Below are 16267 nucleotides of genomic sequence, written 5' to 3'. Positions count from 1 at the left end.
GCACGCGGTGTGCTCGCTGGCCGTGGGCAAGCTGCCGTTCGGCGTTCAGGCCAGCACGATGATCAGCGGGCCGCATGGGTCGAGCCGCCCCGGCGTCCACCGGCCGATCGTCAACTTCGTTCGACAGCAGCGGTCCCCGTCCGACCGAGCGAGCGGTCGGGAAGGGTGAGGAGGAGGAGCAGGGCCGAGCCGCCGAGCATGAACAGCGCGAGTCGGTGCAGCCCGCCCGTGGTGGCGCCGCGCGGGAAGAAGGCGGCGTTCGCGGCCGAGGCCGCCATCGCCCCGAGGTACATGAAGGTCCGCAGCAGCCCGGCCGCGGAGGCGATGGCGGCGGGGTCGGCCTGGTGGTAGAGCGCGGTCTGGTTGCCGAGCCCGATCAGTCCCTGCGGGACGCCCGCCGACACCCCGACCGCGACCAGCAGGACCAGCGGGCTGGCCGATCCGGCCAGCAACAGGGCCGCGCAGGCGGCCATCTGGACCACCGCCCCGACCAGCAGCTTGCCGCGCACCGCCGGACTGCGACCGGTCGCGCCGGAGACCGCGAGGGCGGTGAGCGAGAGCGGGAGCAGCACCAACCCGGCGGAGGCGGCGCTCAGGCCGCGCGCCTCCTCCAGCCACTGGGTGTAGCCGTAGAGGAAGGCGTAGCTGGCGGTGTAGCCGAGCACCTGGCGAAGGTAGGTGGCGATCAGCGGACGGTTGCGGGCGAGCGCCCGCAGGTCTATGAACGGGCTGCGGGCCCGGGTCTCCCGCACCGCGAAGCCGACGCCGGCCAGCAGGGCGAGCACCGGCAGGTACCAGAGGGCGGCGCTCGGCTTCATCACGAACAGCATCGACGTCAGCAGGAGGACGGCGAACAGGGCGATCCCGGCGTGATCGAACCGCTCTCCGCTCCCCCGGCGCGGCGCCGTGACCGGCAGACGGGCGGCGCCGAGCGCCAGACAGGCCAGCGACAGCGGGACGTTGACGGCGAACATGGTCCGCCAGCCGCCGATTCCGATCAGCAGGCCGCCGAGCGTCGGCCCGACCACGGCGATGCTCTGGTTGGCGACGGCGAGCACCGTCAGCACCCCGCTGGGGTCGCTCCGACCGGTGCGCTCGGCCTCGCTGCGGGTGAGGTGCATCGCGGCGGGGTAGGCGGCGGAGGTGCCGATCCCGAGCAGCACCCGGGCGGCGATCAGCAGCCCGAACGAGGGCGCGAGCGCGCCGACCAGTCCGGCGAGGCCGACCACGGCCGTACCGGCCAGGTAGAGCCGGCGCGGCCCGAAGGTGTCCACCAGCCGCCCGATCACCGGCTGGCCGACGGCGGTCGCGAGGTAGAGCGCGGTCACCAACCAGGCGGTCTCGGCGGGCGGCGCGCCGAAGGCGGTGCCGACGGGCACCAGGGCCACCGCGATCATCGAGGAGTTGATCGGGTTGAGCACCGAGCCCAGCACCATCGGGGCTAGCAACCGGCGGTTGAACCCGTCGTCGTCAGCCGGTTTCGGTGGCCCGTGGCGACGGGACCGGAGCCGCGCCAGCAGCAGCGACGGGCCGTTCATCGCCGGTTCAGCCGATCCAGCAGGGGCAACGCCGCCAGCACGGTGGCACGTTCGGTCTCGGTGAAGTCCTCCTGGAACGCCCGGGCCAGCCACTCCTCGCGCGCCCGACGGCTGTCCGCGATCCACGCCAGCCCGGTCTCGCTCAGGTCGACCAGCTGTCGGCGCCCGTCCTCCGGATCGGGACGGCGGCCGACCAGTCCGTGCCCTTCCAGCACGGCCAGCGTGGCCGCCATCGACTGCGGACGGACCCGCTCCGCAGCGGCCAGCGTGCTCGCGGAGGCCGGCCCGTCGTTGATCAGGCGGCTGAGCACGGCGGTCTGGGAAGGGGTGAGGCCGCTGGCACCCTGCCCCTTCTCCTGCAGGGTCCGGCGCAGCCGGCTGACGACGGTACGGAGCTCCCGGGCGGCCAGCGCGGCGGAGTCGTCAGGGTCGGTGGGGCCGGCCGGGCCCACCGGATCGGCAGTATCAGCAGGAACGGCAGGGGATTCAGGGATCACTGGGGCTGTTCGCTTCTCGGTCATGGTTCCACGGTAATTTCATCAGTCCAAACTGTCCAGTCTTGCTGTACATATCGCCGCGACCGACCGCCGCGACCTCCGCGCACCCCGACAATGGCGTCATGATCGACAAGCAGCTCCGCGTCGTCCTCGCCGAGGACTCGGTGATCCTCCGGGACGGGATGGTCGAGCTCCTCCCGCTCCCCTGCGCAACCTGACCCTGGCCCGGCCCGTCCGCGCCGGGCCCGCGGGTTCCCGCCGCGAAAAACGGACTCCCGTTCCAGCCCCCGAGGAGGAATCATGATCAGGTGACCATCGACCTGCTGCCCGGCCACGGCGTCCGCCTGCCCGCCCCGCTGCCCGAGCTGCGCTTCGGCCTCCCGGAGGCGGCGGTGCGCGCGCTGCTGGCCCCGCACGGCGAACTCCTGCCGGACGGGGTGCAGCCGGTCTTCGTCTGCGGCTCCCGCTGGGCCCTGGCCTTCCGGCTCCCCGGGGTGGACGTCACGCTCTCCTCGGCCGACGGCGACGGCGACGGCCTGGACGCTGTCGCGGTGAGCCGGAACCCGAACGACGACCGCCCCGCCTGCCCGGTCGGCTACCTCGGGATCGACGTCTTCGGCTGGCCGGCGCACGAGTTGGCCGAGGCGCTGCGCGCCGAGGGCCTGCCGGTGCCCGATCCGGCCCACGGCACCCTGCGCCACACCCACCTCTACCTCCACCGCGGCATCGGGCGTCCCGGCTCCCCGGCCCCCGGCCGGAAACCTCGCCACGAAACGCCCTACTACTTCGACCACGTCCTCCTCCACCACTCCGCTCCCGAGGCCACCGCATGACCCCCCACCCGACCGGCACCGCCACCGGTCCGCACGACGCCGCGTTCCTCCCCCGCCTGGAGCTCTCCCCGCGGCCGGCCGAGCAGCCCATCACCGAGCCGGTCCCCAAACTCGGCGGCGAGCCCTGCTGGCTGGCCGAGCCCACCTGGCCGCTCTCGCCCGGCACCGGTGAACCCCTGGTGTTCATCGGCCAGTTCCCCGTCCCCGGTGAGGGATCCCGACTGGCGTACCTCTTCCTGGAGGAGGACGACAGCATCATGGGCGGCCTCGATCCGGAGGCCGGCGACGCCGTCCTGCTGGTCCAGCCGGGCGGCCGGATCCCGCCCTTCGCCGTCATCGGCCCGCCCGGCACCCGGGGCCGCACCCTCTGGCGCCGCGACGGCGCCGGCGAACCCTACGACGCATCCGGCGACACATCCGACGGCGCACCCGGTGGCGAACCCGGCAGCGACGGGACGGTCCCGGTCGAGTTCCACCTCGACCTCCTGCCGCTGTCCGCCGGGGCCGACCGCTCGATGGACCAACGGGCCGCCTTCCAGCGGTTCCTGCGCCACGAGGGCCCCGAAGTTCCGTTCCCGGACGGCGAGCACGTGCACGACCACCTCGGCGGTCTCCCGTCCTTCCCGAACGGACGGGCCAAGCTCCCCGCACCCTGGCAGTACCTCTTCTCGCTCTCGGACGCCCCGGACGACGGCGATCCGTACTTCCTCAACTTCGGTTACGGCGTCGGCTTCGGCTTCCTCAGCCCGGACGGCCTGGAGGGTCGCTTCTGCTGGGAAACCCCCTGAACACCCCCTGACCGCCCGCTGAACACCGAACACCCCCGCCGGAACCCCGAAGCCCCCCGGCCCCCCGCCACACCCAAAGGAGTCAGCATGTCCACCACCCCCCTCACCATCGCCGTCCTCGGCCCGGGCGGCGTCGGCGGCCTGATCGGCGGCCTGCTCGCGCGCGACGGCCACCGCGTCATCTGCCTGGCCGGCGAACCGACCGCGGCCGTCCTCGCCCGGGACGGACTGCGCGTTCACAGCACCCAGTTCGGCGAGTTCACCGCCCGGGTCGAGGCCGCCACCGAGCTGCGCGAGCCGGTCGACGCCGCCTTCGTGACCGTCAAGGAGACGGCGCTGGCGGCCGCGCTCGACCGGATGCCGCCGCAGGCCCTCGGCAGCGGGATCGTGGTGCCGTTGCTCAACGGCCTGGACCACATGGCGCTGCTGCGCGAGCGCTACCCGGCCGGGCAGGTGGTGGCCGGGACGATCCGGGTCGAGGCCACCCGTACCGCCCCGGGCCGGATCGAGCACACCAGTCCGTTCGCCGCCGTCGAACTCGCGGCGCCCGTCGAGGAGTTCGCCGAGCAGCTGCGGCACACCGGACTGGACGTCACGCTGCGCGAGGACGAGACGGCGATGCTCTGGAGCAAGCTGTCCTTCCTCGCCCCGTTCGCCCTGCTGACCACCCGGCACGCCGACGGGATCGGTGTCGTGCGCACCGAGCACCGGGGTGAACTCCTCGCCGTCCTGGACGAGATCACCGCCGTCGCCGAGGCGGTCGGCGCCCCGGCCGACGTGCGGACGCTGCTCGCCGCCTTCGACCGGATCCCCGGAGCGATGAAGTCCTCGATGCAGCGCGACGTCGAGGCGGGCCGGGCGACCGAGCTGGACGCCATCGGCGGCGCCGTGCTCCGGGCCGCCGCCGCGCACTCCGTCCCCACCCCGACCATCACCCGCCTGGTGCGCGAACTCTCCTAGCCGAACGGCCGAACGGCGGAACGCGGTTGCGGGTCGGCCGGCGTCAGGAGTAGAACTCCTCGGGTGACGCGAGCCGACCACCGCAACGCACCCGCGTGGAGCCACCTCGAGGAGTTCCTCCGCGCCCACGAGGCCGACCGGATCCCCCATCCGGGCGGCACCCTGCTGGAGCACCTGACCAGGGTGGCAAGGCTGTTGGCGGACTGGGGCACCGATTCCGCCGTCCAGGCCGCCGGGCTCTGCCACGCCGCGTACGGGACCGACGGGTTCGACGGCGCACTGCTGGGATTGGACGAACGGGACGTCCTGGCCGAACTGGTGGGCGAGCGCGCCGAGGCGCTCGTCTACCTGTACGCGAGCTGTGGCCGGGCCGCCGTCTACCCGCGCCTGGGCCGGGACGAAGAGCCGCTGTTCCACGACCGGTTCACCGGGCAGGACCACACCCCGCCGGAGGAGGACCTGCGGGCCTTCCTCGCCATCACGGCCGCCAACGAGCTCGACGTCTTCGCCCACAACGCCGAACTGGCCGCCCGCTACGGCCCCGCCCTCTACGAACTGCTGTCCCGCACCCGGAGCTTGCTTCCGAACGCCGCCTGGCCGGCCTGGCACGAGCGGTTCGGCAACCAGTAGTCGACGCACCATCGATCACCGGTCAGCGCAGCAGGTTTTCGCGGCCCCCGGCGACGCCGCCCCGCCCTGGTCACGGCACTCTCCGAAGGCACCGCCCCGCTCACGGCGGTGGCCGAACATCGGCCGTCCCGGCCGGCTCCCGGGTGGTCGGCGGCAAGCTCGCACTGACCCGCTCGGACTGCGCCGCCGGTACGGCCGGCTGCGATGAGACCGCCGTGGACGTCTTCCAGCTCGGCGGCGCCTGGGCTCCGAGCCAGGGCGGTACGGCGCTGACCGCGGCCGCCGGGGCCGAGAGCTACGCCTCCGCGGCCAAGCTGTCGGAGACCGACCCGTCCGCGCTGGTCGGCTCGTGGATCGAGAAGGGCGAGGCCTGGCCCTGCGCCCGCTGACCGGCTGGACCAGCGCGGCCCGCTACTTCTCGGCCACCGACGCCGACCCGACGAAGCGGCCCAAGCCGACCCTCGACTACCTGGCGCCAACCGCACCGGGTGCGGCCGAACAGGTCACCACCGTCAGCGGCGACGGCGCTCTGGTCGTCTCCTGGAACGCCCCGGCCGACCGTGGTTCGGTCGGCGACGTCGGCAACACCGTCCGGGTCGAAACCTCGACCGGCGTCCCGGTCCAGGAGGTCGCCACCGGCGATCTGCGGGCCGCCTTCACCGGCTTGGGCGCACCACCGTGCGACGGGCCGCCACCGCGACGACCTCCCTCCTCCTCGCCGGCGTCGCCGCCCTCGGCATCTCCGGCCAGGCCATGGCCGCCACCGCCCCGCGGCCTCGCACGTCGTCATCGCCCACGGCGACCGAGACCGGTCTGCGGATCGCATCACCGCCTGCGACCGCTCGCGACACCCCGTGGCCGGCCTTGCTCGCCTTTCGTGAGCGCGATCGTCGGCCGGAGGCGGGGCGCCCGGTCGACCTGAGAGCCGTGTCGCCGGCAGGCCGATGCCTGCCGACAGTCGGTGACCCATCGCCTTCGGCGCCAGACGCACGACGGCCGCCCCCGGCGATCGCTCAACCGGAAGACGGCCCTCGGCGGTCAGCTCACACCGGCCGGCGGAGTGAGGACGATGCTCAGCAGGTCACCAGTGCGGCGACGTTCGGGTCACCCATGACGACGTTGTGTTAGGTCGTGACAACGCTGGAATTCAGGGCGATGGTCAGGCACTCGCCCGCGGGGACTGTCCACCTTGTACGTGCTCTGGACCCGGATGGTGGCGGCACAACCGTTGGTCTCCGTGACACGGTGAGCCTTCCTGGATCACCCCGGTCCGCTGCGAGGCGAGCCCGTCTGGCGGCCCTCCCGGCGGGCGGGGAGAATGGTGATCGCAAGGCTTGCCGCCGCGAGACGCGGAGTTGGTAACTGGTGTGAAGAGTTCCCCCCGCCCGGCCGAGTCCGCCGCGCCGCTCGCGCCCGGGCCCGGCGCCGGTGAGAAAGGGCTCAGGTCGGGCGCTCTGGGGCTGTTCTCGTCGGTGGCGATCGGGATCTCCTCGACCGCGCCGGCGTACAGCCTGGCGGCGACGCTCGGCCTGATCGTGGCCCGGGTGGGGCTGCAGGCCCCGATCATCATCATGCTGGCGTTCGTGCCGATGCTGCTGATCGCGTACGCCTACCGGGAACTGAACGCCGTCAACGCCGACTGCGGGACGACCTTCGCCTGGTCCACCCGCGCGTTCGGCCCGCACGCCGGCTGGATGGGCGGCTGGGGCCTGATCGTCGCCGACGTGATCACTATGGCGAACCTGGCCGAGATCGCCGGCATCTACGGCTTCCGGCTGGTCGGACTGGAGTCGCTGGCGGCCAGCCGGACGTGGACCACCGTGGCCGGGGTGGTCTGGATCGCCCTGATGACGGCGGTCTGCTACGTGGGCATCGAGGTGTCGGCGGCCCTGCAGCGCTGGCTGGTCTGCCTGGAGGTCGCGACCCTGCTGCTTCTCGCCGTCACCGCCCTGGTCAAGGTGTACACCGACGGCCCGCCGACCGCGCTGCACGTCTCCGCCTCCTGGTTCGATCCGCTGAACGTCCCCTCCCCCCAGGCGCTGACCACCGGGGTGCTCGCCGCGGTGTTCATCTACTGGGGGTGGGACACCGCGCTCACCGTCAACGAGGAGACCGCGGACAGCCGGCGCACCCCCGGGCGGGCCGCCGTGCTGTCCACCGTCCTGCTGCTGGTCCTCTACGGTCTGATCTCCACCTCGGCACAGGCCTTCGCCGGGGTCGGCACCACGGGCATCGGGCTGGCCAACCCGGACAACTCCAGAGACGTGCTCTCCGGCCTCGGTGGGGCGGTGTTCGGCACCACCGGGCCCGGCCCCGCGCTCACCGAACTGCTGATCCTGATGGTGCTGACCTCGGCGGTCGCCTCCGCCCAGACCACCATCCTGCCGGCCGCCCGCACCGTCTTCTCGATGGCCGCGCACAAGACCGTGCCGACCGGCTTCGCCCGGCTGCACCGCCGGTTCCTGACCCCGACCTGGTCGACCGTCGGCATGGGGCTGGTGTCGATCGTCTTCCTGGTGCTGCTCACCTCGGTCAGCCACAACGTGCTGGCCGACTCCATCGACTCGGTGGGCCTGGCAATCGCCTTCTACTACGGTCTGACCGGCTTCGCCTGCGTCTGGTACCACCGCCGGGTGCTCACCCGCAGCCTCCGGGACCTGCTGTTCAAAGGCGTCCTGCCCGGGCTCGGGGGGCTGATCATGCTGTTCCTGTTCTGCTACGCCGCCTTCCACGTCTATGCCGCCCCCGACTACGGCGCGACCTCCGTCCGGCTGCCGTTGCTCGGCCGGGTCAGCGGGGTGACCGTACTGGGACTGGGCTCGCTGCTGATCGGCCTGGCGCTGATGCCGGTGGTCACCCGAGGGCACACCGCGGCACTGCGGCTGCAACGCAGTCTGCTACCGCACCGGCTGCCGACGCTGAGCGCGGTCGAGTCGGCCAGCCGCTACCTGCCGGCCGACACCCGCTCCGGGGTGGGCGGCGACTGGTACGACGTCATCCCGCTGTCCGGCAGCCGGGTCGGCCTGGTGGTCGGCGAGGTGCTCGGCCACGGCCTGCGGGCCGCCGCCGCGATGGGCCGGCTGCGGGCCGGCATCCGGGTGCTGGCCCGGCTGGACCTGGATCCGGACGAGCTGCTCACCCACCTGGACGACATGGTGCGCGAGGAGGACGACTCGGGCAATCCGCGCGGCGTCGGCGTGACCTGCCTGTACGCGGTGTACGACCCGGTCGACGGCCGGTGCAGCATGGCCCGGGCCGGCCACGCGCCGCCCCTCGTGGCCGACCCGGCGGGCGGCGTCCGCTACGCGGAGCTGCCGGCCGGGCGGCCGCTGGGGCTGGGCGGCCCGCCGTTCCAGAGCGCCGAGCTGAACCTGCCGGTCGGCAGCCTGATCGCCCTGTACACGGACGGCCTGGTGCAGTCCGTCGACGGCCGACGCGGGCTCGCCGAGACGCTGGCCGGGCCCCGCCGGCCGCTGGAGAGCCTGTGCGACGAGGCGCTGGCGACCCTGCTGCCCGGGCCGGTGGGCGACGACGCCGTCCTGCTGCTGGTCCGCATCCGCCGGCTCGGCGCCGGGCAGGTCGCCGACTGGGAGCTGGTGCCCGACCCGGCGGAGGTCGCCCGGGCGCGGCTCCTGGTCACCGGATGGCTGGACGAATGGGGCCTGGCGGAGCTCGTGTTCACCACCGAACTGATCGTCAGCGAGCTGGTCACCAACGCGATCCGGTACGCCACCGGGCCGGTCCGGGTCCGGCTGATCCGGGACCGCAGCCTGATCTGCGAGGTCTCCGACACCGGACACACCTCGCCGCACCTGCGCCAGGCCGCCCGGGACGACGAGGGCGGACGCGGCCTGTACATCATCGCCCAGCTCACCGAGTGCTGGGGCACCCGCTACACCGAGGACGGCAAGACCATCTGGGCCGAGCAGGCCCTGCCCGCCGAGGGCTGACGACCGCGACCGGCCCGACCGCCCCGGCTCCCCCGCCGACCGGTGTCCCCGTCCGCGAGGCGGGCGTACCCGCCGAAGGACGGCGGCCTTGCGCCGGCGCCGCACTCCAGGGCATTGGCGGTCTTCGACCGGATCCTGCCGAGTGCGTCCGGCTCCGAGGAGCGGGCCGCAGCGCGCAGGCCGGAGGTGTCGATGTGGCGCTGCCGGTCGATCCGGGAGGGGAGAGGCGCTTAACCGTGGAGCGGGGAGAACGACGCGGCCGTGGGGACCAGCGGGACAGAAGGGCAGTCCGGTGGCTGATGTCACGAACACGAGGGCGTGGCGTTCACCGCGATTCCTGCCCAGGTGGTCGCACCGGGTCACGATCGGCGGCTACGTGCTGTTCTCGATCGCGGTGGCGCTGGATTTCGCCAGCGGGCCCGGTTCGGCGATCTCCCGTGCCCGCCAGCGCCGTTGGGGTTCCGTCTGCAAGAGGGCCAGGACACGTGTCATGCTCCGGCGTGCGGGTCGGCTCACTTCCGGCCCTCCTGGGCGGCGGAGGCCGCCCAGGCGACGCCGATCACGACGGCCAGCGCCAGCAGGACCACGCCGATCACGACGGCGGTCCAGCCCCCGCTGGTGAGGCTGTCCAACTGCTGCCGGTAGGTCGAGTCGTGGGGCTCGGGCATGCCCTCGCCGTAGGCATGGGCGGCGCGGGGACGGCAGACGTCCCCGGGCGACATGGGCCGGCCGTAGCAGGTGGGCACCGCGGTGTGCAGCTTGTGGACCCCCATCAGGATCAGGCCGAAGCCCGCGGCGAAGAGTACGAGCAGGATCAGCACCTCGACGGCCCCCCGGTTCCGCTGTCCCGCACGGCCTCGGGGTCGGCGGGCGTACGCACGCTCCGACGCGCGGCACGCCCCGGGCGGTTCCGCTGTCCGGTTTCGGCCCCCGCTTGCTGACAGGGCCTCGGCCGGTGCGCCAGCATGGGCAACGTGCCCGAGACGACGAGGACTTTCCGCAGGATCGCCGATGACCACGTCGCGCAGGCCGCGGCGCTCGATCCGCCGACATCGACCAGACTCGGCCTGCACCCCGAGGACGACCGGCAGCCGGATCTGTCGCCGGAAGGCTTCGAAGCGCTCGCCGAGCTGGCCCGGAAGACACTGGCCGCGGTTGACGCCGCCGAGCGGAGCACCGGGATCCTCGAGGACGCCGCGGAACGGGACTGCGCCCGGCTGCTGCGGGAGCGGCTGACCGCGGAGCTCGCCGTGCACGAGGCCGGGGACCGGTTCCGCCAGCTGCGCAGCGTCAACTCGCCGCTGCTCCAGGTGCGGGGCGTCTTCATCATGATGCCCACCGACACGGAGGAGAACTGGGCGGCCGTCGCCGGGCGGCTGCGCAACGTGCCCGGCGCGCTGGACGGCTACCGCGCGACCTTGACCGAGGGCATCCGCCGCGGGCTGCTGTGCGCGCCCCGGCAGGTCCGGGCGGTCATCGCCCGGCTCGACGCCTGGACCGGACGGAACGGCGGCGCGAGCTGGTTCACCGGCTTCACGGCGGCCGGCCCCGCCCGGTTGCGGCCCGAGCTGGACACCGCCGCCGAGCGTGCGACCGCCGCGGTGGCGGCCTTCCGGGACTGGCTGTGCGACAGCTATCTGCCCGCCGCCGACGGCACCCCGGACGCCGTCGGCCGTGAGCGCTACCTGCGCTCCGCCCGCTTGGCCAACGGCGCCGACATCGACCCGGCCGAGGCGTACGCCTGGGCCTGGGAGGAGTTCCACCGTACGGCCGCCGAGATGCGGGCCGAGGCCGACCGCGTCCTCCCCGGCGGCGGGGTCCGGGCCACCATGGACCACCTCAACGCCGACGGCCACGCGATCGAGGGCGAGGAGAACATCCGCGCCTGGCTGCAGCAGATCATGGACGAGGCGATCGAGGCCCTCGACGGCACCCACTTCGACATCACCGGCCCGATGCGCCGGGTGGAGACCAGGATCGCCCCGCCGGGAAGCTCGGGCGCACCCTACTACAACGGCCCCAGCCTCGACTTCAGCCGCCCCGGCCGCACCTACCTGCCGGCCCTGGGCCGACGCTCCTTCCCGACCTGGCAGCTCGTCAGCACCTGGTACCACGAGGGCGTCCCCGGGCACCACCTGCAGACGGCCCGCTGGACCGCCTCCGCCGACCGTCTGAGCAGCTACCAGATCGCCCTCGGCGCGGTGAGCGCGAACAAGGAGGGCTGGGCGCTGTACGCCGAGCGGCTGATGGACGAGCTGGGCTTCCTGGCCGATCCCGCCCGGCGCCTGGGGTACCTGGACAAGCAGATGCTCCGGATCATCCAGGTGATCGTCGACATCGGCATGCACCTGGAACTGGCCATCCCCGCCGACTCGGGCTTCTGCCCCGGCGAGCGCTGGACCCCGGCCCTCGCCACCCAGTTCATGGCCGCCTACCACGGCAGCGACGTTCCGCGCAGCAGCAGCGAGATCGACCGCTACTTGGGCTGGCCGGGCCAGGCCATCGGCTACAAGCTCGGCGAGCGGGTCTGGCTGGAGGGCCGCGAGGCGGCCCGGCGCCGGCAAGGGTCCGACTTCGACCTGCGGGCCTGGCACACCGATGTGCTCGCCCAGGGCTCGCTCGGCCTGGACGACCTGGCCGCCAGGCTCGCGGCAGACGCCCCTCCCGTGGGCCCGGCGTGATCTGCTGGACCAGCCCGGGCGGGTGACTCACGCCTGCCAGTGCGGCTTGCCGCTGACCATCCGGCAGTAGATCACCCGCCCGTTGGCGTCGTGGGTGCTCCTGCCCAGGTCGTCGTTGCGGCAGAACTGCCCGGCCGCGTAGCAGTTGCCCGCGCTGGAGCGGATCTCGCACCCCGAACCGCCGGCCGCCGCCTGGGTGTGCTGCGGTTCCGGTTCGGCCGGCGGCTGCGCCGTGGTCACCTTGGGCTGCGGCTTGGCGCCGGACGTCTGCGGGTGGGCGGAAGGCGGGGCGGACGGCTGCGCGGCGACCGTCGGCGCGGTGGCACTCGGCGCGTTCGCGCCGGTCGAAGCGGCGGCGGTCGCGGCCGTGGCGGCCGGCGCCGAGGACGCCTTGCCGTCCGCCGCCGACGGGTCGCAACCCGTCAGCGCCAGACCGACGGTGAGGACGAGTCCGGCGAATCCGGCCAGGCCGGCGGCCCGGCGGCGCCCGGGTATCCGTGAAGGCATCAGGGGAGAACCCTCCGTTCCGTATGGGTGAGGCGTGCGATTCAAGCAGAGTCCGCACACGCCGCGACCACGGTTTCCGCACTCGTTGGCAGATCGAGATCTTCCGACCACCGAACGCGACGGCAGCAGGGGCCCGAGAAGGGGGTATAGCGCCGGAGTGCAGGGTCTTGTGACATGTTCCGGCCAGCACGAGTGGATCGCTACGGTTCCGGCAGCCCCCACGCCGAACGAGGAGATCCCCCATGCTCCGAATCCGTGCGCTCGCCGTCGCCGCCGCCATCGCGACCGTCGCGCTCACCGCAGCACCCGCCGTCGGCGCACCCGCTGACGACCCGTCGATAGCCGCCGCCCTGGCCGCACCCGCACCCACCCGCACGGCCGCCGTACCGCCCGCCCTGCTGCACGCGCTGCAGCGCGACCTCGGGCTCGCCCCGCAGGCCGCCGCCGACCGGATCGCCCGGGAGGGCCGGGCCGCCGCGGTGCAGAGCGCCCTCACCCGGGCGCTCGGCGACCGCTGGGCCGGCGCCTGGATCGACGGACCCCGGGCCGAGCTCGTGGTCGCCACCACCGACGCCTCCGCCGCCCGGACCATCACCGCCCACGGCGGCCGCGCGACCGTCGTCCGGCACGCCCTGAAGGCCCTGGACCAGGCCAAGGACGCGCTCGACCGGGCATCCCGGGCCGCCGCCCCCGAGGCCACCCCGCTCTGGTACGTCGACGTCCGGGCCAACACCGTCGTGGTGCAGTCCGCCGACGACGCCCGCACCGAGGCCTTCCTGGACCGGTCCGGGGCGGACCGCTCGCTGGTCCGGGTCGAGCGGGCCACCGCCGCACCCCGGCCGCTCGCCGACCTGCGCGGCGGGGACGCGTACTACATCGACGACGCCGCCCGCTGTTCGATCGGCTTCCCGGTCACCCAGGGCGGCCAGCCGGGCTTCGTCAGCGCCGGCCACTGCGGCCAGCCCGGCTCCAACGCGACGGCCTCCGACGGCAGTTCGATCGGCACCTTTCAGGGCTCGACCTTCCCGGGCAACGACTGGTCCTGGGTGGCGGCCGGCGCCGACTGGACCGCCCAGCCGCAGGTGAACGACTACGCGGGCGGCGCGGTGACGGTGGCCGGCTCCACCGAGCAGCCGGTCGGCGGCTCGATCTGCCGCTCCGGCTCCACCACCGGCTGGCACTGCGGCACCGTCGAGGAGCAGAACGCCACCGTCAACTACCAGGAGGGCAGCGTCTACGGCGTCACCCGCACCGACGTGTGCGCCGAACCGGGAGACTCCGGCGGCTCGTTCATCTCCGGCAACCAGGCCCAGGGCGTGACCTCGGGCGGTTCCGGCGACTGCACCTCGGGCGGCGAGACCTACTTCCAGCCGGTCAACCCGATCCTCAGCACCTACGGCCTGACCCTCGCCACCGGCTGACGCCACACCCGCGAAACCCGGATCACAGCCCCGCCGTCCGGCGCTCGAACACCTCGGGGCGGGCGGTCTCCAGCGCCGTGGAGACCGCGCCGAGGAGCACCGCCTCCTCCCCCAGCAGGCTCGGTGCGAGCGTCGGACGCATCGGGGCGAAGCGGCGCAGGGCCTGCTCCAGCGGTTCCAGGAGCAGGTCCGCGCTGCTGCCGATGCCCCCGCCGAGCACCAACAGGTCCGGGTCGAGCACGGCGGACAGCACGGCGACGGCGTAGGCGAGCCGCTCCGCCTCCCACCGGACCGCCCGCAGCGCCGCGTCGTCCCCGGCCCGGGCCCGCTCGAAGACCCGCTTGGCGGTCAGCCGCCGACCGCCCGCCCCCTCCAGCCCGAACCCCCGGGCGGCCCGCACCACCGCGTCCGCCGCGGCCTCCTGCTCCAGCGTCGTCGCGACCGGCTCGCCCGGGTGGGCGGGCAGCGGCACCAGGCCGATCTCGCCCAGCGCGCCGTGCGCGCCGACCAGCAACTCGCCGTCCTTGACCACGCCCAGCCCGAGCCCGGTACCGACCAGCAGGTAGGCGAACATCCGGCTGCCCCGCCCGGCGCCGAGGGTGTACTCGCCGAGCGCGGCGAGGTTGGCGTCGTTGGCCACCGTGACGGCCGTGCCCAGCCCCTCGCCGATCCGGTCGAACAGCCCCGGCCGGCCCCAGCCGGGCAGGCTGGTGGCGTAGCGGACGCCGCGCCGCTCCTCGTCCCACACCCCGGGCGTGCCGATCACCGCGTGCACGATGTCCGCGGCGGCCAGGCCGGCCTCGGCGGTCGCCTCGTGCGCGGCGGCGACCACGGCGTCCGCGACGGCGTCCGCGGTCCGCCCCCGGTTGGCCACGTCCCGCCGGGCGACGACGGTACCGGCGAGGTCCGCCACGGCGACCCGCAGCCGGGCCCGGCCGACGTCCACGCCGAGCACGTGGCCGGCGCTCGGGTCGACCTCGTACAGCACCGCGGTGCGACCCCGCTCGGGGGCCACCCGCCCGGCCTCGCGGACCAGCCCGGCCTGCTCCAGGTCGGCCAGCGCGGCGGACACGGTGGGCTTGGACAGGCCGGTGTCCCGGGCCAGTTGGGCGCGCGAGGAGCCGCCGCCGGTGCGCAGCAGCTCCAGCAGCAGCCACTCGTTGTTGCTGCGCAGCCGCTGCCGGTTCCACGGCACGGCGGCGGCCCCGGCCGCCGGGCGGCTGGTCGGCTGGTGGGCGCTCATCGGTCCCTCCGGTCTGGGCTGCTGACGGTCCGTCACGGGCGTCCACCGCGGACGCTCCGGTGCCGACGGGCGGCGCCCCGGCACCGCCCGCGGCGTCCGGTGTCGGCCGCCGCCGCCCAAGTATGACCGGTGATCACCCGGCACCGACCCCGCGAACCCGACGCCGACCTTCCGAACCCGCCGCCGACCTTCGCGAACCCGGCACCGACCGCGCGAACCCGTCCCCGCCCCTACGCGGCGGCTGTCAGGCGCCCGCGGCCCCGACCCAGCCGCCCGTCATCCCCAGCACCGCCGATCCGTCCTGGTCGGCCAGCTTGACCCCGGTGAAGGCCCGGGCCGTCTCCGAGGTCTGCATCCGCAGCGGCGGCCGCTCGACCGTCAGCGCCGCGACGATCGGCGCGGCCGCCTCCTCGGGGGTCTGGGCGCTGTCGAAGGCCTGCCTCGCCCGGTCGACGTACGCCTGCAGCGCCGGGCCGTACGGGCCCGCGGCAGTGATGAGCGCGGGCACGTCCAAGCGCTGGTTGTCGACGAATTCGCTGGCCACCGCGCCCGGTTCGACCACGGTCACGGCCACCCCGACGGTGGCCGCGACCGGCGCCAGCGACTCCATGAAGCCCTCGACGGCGAACTTGGCCGCGCAGTACGCCTCGTTGAAGGGCTGTCCGACCACCCCGCCGACGCTGGTCACGGTGACCACCCGGCCGCCGCTGGCGCGCAGGTGCGGCAGCGCGGCCCGGGTCACCTCGACCACGCCGAAGTAGTTGACCTCCATCGCGGCGCGCACCGGCACCATCCCGTCCTGCTCGATCGTGCCGAGGAAGCCCGCGCCCGCGTTGTTGACGACGGCGTCCAGCCGGCCGTACCGGTCGAGGACGATGTCCAGGCAGTCCGCGACGGAGGCCGGGTCGGTGACGTCCAGCCGCTCGACCTCGATCCGTTCGGCGACACCCGCCTTCTCCGCCGCGCGGAGCAGGTTCCCGGCCCGTCCGGTGTCGCGCATGGTGGCGACCACGCGGCAGTCGGCGCGGGCTGCGGCCACGGCGGCGGCGAGGCCGATCCCGGAGGAGGTGCCGGTGATCAGAACGATGCGATGGGTTGCCATGCGGACTCTCCTCCCGGCCCGGGCCGGACCCGGAAGCCGATTACTGCGTGCGTGTGCACACACTCTACAAGTGCGTGTGCGCGCACGCAACCAACCGTGTCGGGTGCAACAGGCCGG

Annotated in this window: 14 protein-coding genes; 8 read left to right on the top strand and 6 right to left on the bottom strand. The window is 74.0% G+C overall.

Features of this window, described 5'->3' with window-relative positions:
• Positions 1–110 precede the first annotated feature (110 nt).
• A complete protein-coding gene (locus tag O1G21_RS37115; RefSeq protein ID WP_270150021.1) occupies positions 111–1538 on the bottom strand; it encodes an MFS transporter in 1428 nt (475 codons plus the stop codon).
• Positions 1535–1990 (bottom strand): MarR family winged helix-turn-helix transcriptional regulator, encoded by a 456-nt coding sequence (locus O1G21_RS37110; RefSeq protein ID WP_270150020.1) that lies wholly within the window; start codon positions 1988–1990, stop codon positions 1535–1537. The genes O1G21_RS37115 and O1G21_RS37110 overlap by 4 nt, the downstream gene beginning before the upstream one ends.
• Before the next feature lie 353 nt (positions 1991–2343).
• Between O1G21_RS37110 and O1G21_RS37105 the strand changes: the two genes are divergently transcribed.
• The 6 genes from O1G21_RS37105 (at position 2344) to O1G21_RS37080 (ending at position 9196) form a co-directional block, all read left to right on the top strand.
• Positions 2344–2868 (top strand): hypothetical protein, encoded by a 525-nt coding sequence (locus O1G21_RS37105; RefSeq protein ID WP_270150019.1) that lies wholly within the window; start codon positions 2344–2346, stop codon positions 2866–2868.
• Positions 2865–3656, top strand: a complete 792-nt coding sequence (locus O1G21_RS37100) for a hypothetical protein (protein WP_270150017.1) — start codon at positions 2865–2867, stop codon at positions 3654–3656. Before O1G21_RS37105 ends, O1G21_RS37100 begins: the two co-directional genes overlap by 4 nt.
• A gap of 87 nt (positions 3657–3743) precedes the next feature.
• Positions 3744–4616 carry a ketopantoate reductase family protein gene (locus tag O1G21_RS37095; protein WP_270150014.1) on the top strand — a complete coding sequence of 291 codons (873 nt, stop codon included), beginning with the start codon at positions 3744–3746 and terminating at the stop codon, positions 4614–4616.
• A gap of 63 nt (positions 4617–4679) precedes the next feature.
• A complete protein-coding gene (locus tag O1G21_RS37090) occupies positions 4680–5246 on the top strand; it encodes a DUF6817 domain-containing protein (RefSeq protein ID WP_270150012.1) in 567 nt (188 codons plus the stop codon).
• A gap of 215 nt (positions 5247–5461) precedes the next feature.
• Entirely contained in the window at positions 5462–5635 is a 174-nt protein-coding gene (locus tag O1G21_RS37085; RefSeq protein ID WP_270150009.1) for a hypothetical protein, read from the top strand.
• 978 nt (positions 5636–6613) lie between these two features.
• A complete protein-coding gene (locus O1G21_RS37080) occupies positions 6614–9196 on the top strand; it encodes a SpoIIE family protein phosphatase (RefSeq protein WP_270150007.1) in 2583 nt (860 codons plus the stop codon).
• 512 nt (positions 9197–9708) lie between these two features.
• Here O1G21_RS37080 and O1G21_RS37075 read toward each other — a convergent pair.
• Positions 9709–10017, bottom strand: coding sequence for a hypothetical protein (locus tag O1G21_RS37075; protein WP_270150005.1), 309 nt, complete (start codon positions 10015–10017; stop codon positions 9709–9711).
• A gap of 153 nt (positions 10018–10170) precedes the next feature.
• Here O1G21_RS37075 and O1G21_RS37070 point away from each other — a divergent pair, with 153 nt between their 5' ends.
• Positions 10171–11877: a DUF885 domain-containing protein gene (locus O1G21_RS37070; RefSeq protein WP_405000767.1), complete on the top strand. Its 1707-nt coding sequence runs from the start codon at positions 10171–10173 to the stop codon at positions 11875–11877.
• A gap of 27 nt (positions 11878–11904) precedes the next feature.
• Here the strand turns inward: O1G21_RS37070 and O1G21_RS37065 are convergent, their stop codons facing one another.
• Positions 11905–12384 carry a hypothetical protein gene (locus O1G21_RS37065; RefSeq protein ID WP_270150002.1) on the bottom strand — a complete coding sequence of 160 codons (480 nt, stop codon included), beginning with the start codon at positions 12382–12384 and terminating at the stop codon, positions 11905–11907.
• Positions 12385–12626: 242 nt separating this feature from the next.
• Here O1G21_RS37065 and O1G21_RS37060 point away from each other — a divergent pair, with 242 nt between their 5' ends.
• Positions 12627–13805 carry a S1 family peptidase gene (locus O1G21_RS37060; RefSeq protein WP_270150000.1) on the top strand — a complete coding sequence of 393 codons (1179 nt, stop codon included), beginning with the start codon at positions 12627–12629 and terminating at the stop codon, positions 13803–13805.
• 22 nt (positions 13806–13827) lie between these two features.
• Here the strand turns inward: O1G21_RS37060 and O1G21_RS37055 are convergent, their stop codons facing one another.
• Complete coding sequence (locus O1G21_RS37055; protein WP_270149999.1) at positions 13828–15048, bottom strand: ROK family transcriptional regulator; 1221 nt, start codon at positions 15046–15048, stop codon at positions 13828–13830.
• A gap of 244 nt (positions 15049–15292) precedes the next feature.
• Positions 15293–16150: an SDR family NAD(P)-dependent oxidoreductase gene (locus O1G21_RS37050; RefSeq protein ID WP_270149998.1), complete on the bottom strand. Its 858-nt coding sequence runs from the start codon at positions 16148–16150 to the stop codon at positions 15293–15295.
• Positions 16151–16267 lie beyond the last annotated feature (117 nt).

The organism is Kitasatospora cathayae, assembly GCF_027627435.1.
Taxonomy (GTDB): Bacteria; Actinomycetota; Actinomycetes; order Streptomycetales; family Streptomycetaceae; genus Kitasatospora; species Kitasatospora cathayae.
The sequence above is the reverse complement of the archived record's forward strand: the minus strand, read 5'-3'. Positions and strand labels throughout refer to the sequence as shown.

Excerpts from the sequence above, each read along its gene's own strand:
- O1G21_RS37115 (WP_270150021.1), bottom strand. The coding sequence starts at position 1,538 with ATGAACGGCCCGTCGCTGCTGCTGGCGCGGCTCCGGTCCCGTCGCCAC.
- O1G21_RS37100 (WP_270150017.1), top strand. The coding sequence starts at position 2,865 with ATGACCCCCCACCCGACCGGCACCGCCACCGGTCCGCACGACGCCGCG.
- O1G21_RS37095 (WP_270150014.1), top strand. The coding sequence starts at position 3,744 with ATGTCCACCACCCCCCTCACCATCGCCGTCCTCGGCCCGGGCGGCGTC.
- O1G21_RS37065 (WP_270150002.1), bottom strand. The coding sequence starts at position 12,384 with ATGCCTTCACGGATACCCGGGCGCCGCCGGGCCGCCGGCCTGGCCGGA.
- O1G21_RS37060 (WP_270150000.1), top strand. The coding sequence starts at position 12,627 with ATGCTCCGAATCCGTGCGCTCGCCGTCGCCGCCGCCATCGCGACCGTC.
- O1G21_RS37055 (WP_270149999.1), bottom strand. The coding sequence starts at position 15,048 with ATGAGCGCCCACCAGCCGACCAGCCGCCCGGCGGCCGGGGCCGCCGCC.
- O1G21_RS37050 (WP_270149998.1), bottom strand. The coding sequence starts at position 16,150 with ATGGCAACCCATCGCATCGTTCTGATCACCGGCACCTCCTCCGGGATC.